Below are 1,402 nucleotides of genomic sequence, written 5' to 3' on the forward strand. Positions count from 1 at the left end.
ACTGTTACGACAACGCTCCGATGGAAAGCTTCTGGGGAACGCTGAAAAATGAGAGCCTGAGCCACTATCGTTTTAATAACCGGGATGAAGCCATCTCAGTAATACGGGAATACATTGAGATTTTCTACAATCGTCAGCGTCGTCACTCTCGTCTGGGGAATATCTCCCCGGCAGCCTTCAGGGAAAAATATCATCAGATGGCTGCTTAAAAAAAGAACAAATGGTAGTGTCCGCTATTGCCAGTACACCTCAGGAAGGTTATTTATGATTTACCCAACAAATACAGGCAAAAGCGGGGAACACCTTCGTCTCACCACGCTGGAAAGTGTCTGGATTCAGGGAAAACTGCGCATGTGGGGGCGCTGGTCGTATATTGGCGGCGGTAAGACGGGGAATATGTTCAACCAGTTGTTGGCCTCTAAAAAGCTGACAAAAACGGCAATTAACGAGGCGCTCCGGAGGATGAAAAAAGCAGGTCTGAACAAGTCTGAACTTGAGGCTTTTTTGCGGGATATGATTAACGGTAAGCAAAAGAGCTGGCTGGCGCATTGTACTGATGCAGAGGCGTTATGTATTGATCGGGTCATAAGTGAGGTGCTGGCAGAGCATCCAGGATTGATTAGCGTCCTTCGGCAACGGTATGAGGGGCGGGGGATGACCAAACGCAAAATGGCTGAACTGCTGAATGATGCACACCCGAAATGGAGTTTAAGAACCTGTGAAAGACGCATTGAGCATTGGCTAAAGGTGGCAGAATTTATTTTGTACAAACCAATGGTTATGGCTTTTGGTATAGAGAAAAAAGTTATTGCTTTTTGACGTAAAAACTGCTTCAATTCTTGTACACTTCGCAAAGCTGTACCGCGAGGCGAATAGCAGACATGGACATTTGAAAGAGTCCGCTTTATGCGGGTTTTTTTATACCTGAAAAACGGCACAGGACGTTAAACGTGCTGGTGGTCAGATGAGTTTGCAGATGTGATGACATATGGTTATTATTCTGCCTCCGGCCCTTTAGCTCAGTTGGTCAGAGCGAGCGACTCATAATCGCCAGGTCGCTGGTTCAAGTCCAGCAAGGGCCACCAACCACCACTAGCTCATCCGGATAGAGCATCAACCTTCTAAGTTGACGGTGCGAGGTTCGAGTCCTCGGTGGTGGGCCAGCGCCGACTTAGCTCAGCAGGCAGAGCAACTGACTTGTAATCAGTAGATCACCAGTTCGATTCCGGTAGTCGGCACCATATGCGGGCATCGTATAATGGCTATTACCTCAGCCTTCCAAGCTGATGATGCGGGTTCGATTCCTGAAGTGGCACACTGAATTTGGCCACCTGAACAGAGGTGATATGCTCACCTCAGAACAACACAGGTGCTCCAATGAAAAAAAGAAATTTTAGCGCAG

The 1,402-nt window shown here is 47.7% G+C and carries 2 protein-coding genes and 4 tRNA genes; all 6 read left to right on the forward strand.

Features of this window, described 5'->3' with window-relative positions; all coding sequences use genetic code 11:
- The coding region (locus BGK49_RS14745) for an IS3 family transposase (protein WP_001073957.1) at nucleotides 1-209 on the forward strand (209 nt) is incomplete at its 5' end.
- Between the two features lie 55 nt (nucleotides 210-264).
- Complete coding sequence (locus BGK49_RS14750; RefSeq protein ID WP_000640137.1) at nucleotides 265-819, forward strand: DUF1133 family protein; 555 nt, start codon at nucleotides 265-267, stop codon at nucleotides 817-819.
- 189 nt (nucleotides 820-1,008) lie between these two features.
- Nucleotides 1,009-1,085 (forward strand) — tRNA-Ile (locus BGK49_RS14755).
- A 1-nt stretch (nucleotide 1,086) separates the two neighbouring features.
- Nucleotides 1,087-1,163: transfer RNA gene (locus BGK49_RS14760), tRNA-Arg, on the forward strand.
- A gap of 2 nt (nucleotides 1,164-1,165) precedes the next feature.
- Nucleotides 1,166-1,241: transfer RNA gene (locus tag BGK49_RS14765), tRNA-Thr, on the forward strand.
- Nucleotides 1,242-1,247: 6 nt separating this feature from the next.
- Nucleotides 1,248-1,315, forward strand: a tRNA-Gly gene (locus BGK49_RS30185).
- Nucleotides 1,316-1,402: the final 87 nt, after the last annotated feature.

The organism is Shigella sp. FC1544, from assembly GCF_001722145.1.
GTDB classification, from domain to species: Bacteria; Pseudomonadota; Gammaproteobacteria; order Enterobacterales; family Enterobacteriaceae; genus Escherichia; species Escherichia coli.